Genomic DNA, 346 nt, shown 5'->3' on the forward strand with positions numbered 1-346 from the left:
AGCCATTTGAACCCTGGGATGGACAAAATATATTGGGGGCTAAATTGCTGATCAAAGCTTTTGGAAAATGTACAACAGACCATATTTCTATGGCAGGACCCTGGTTACGCTTTAGAGGACATTTAGACAACATTTCCAATAACTGTCTTATTGGAGCGGTGAATGCTTTCAACATGAAAACCAATTTTGTGAAGAACCAGATTACCGGGGATTATGATGGCGTTCCTGCAACTCAAAGAAAATACAAAGCAGCAGGTATACCTACAGTAGTTGTTGGAGATCATAACTATGGAGAAGGGTCTTCCAGAGAGCACGCGGCAATGGAGCCACGTCATTTAGGAGTGAA

The 346-nt window shown here is 42.2% G+C and carries 1 protein-coding gene; it reads left to right on the forward strand.

Translation table 11 applies throughout. From position 1 onward, the window contains the following. A partial coding sequence (locus tag HC176_RS18045) for a 3-isopropylmalate dehydratase small subunit (protein ID WP_483414762.1) occupies window positions 1-346 on the forward strand: 346 nt, incomplete at both ends.

This window comes from Tamlana crocina (assembly GCF_012037625.1).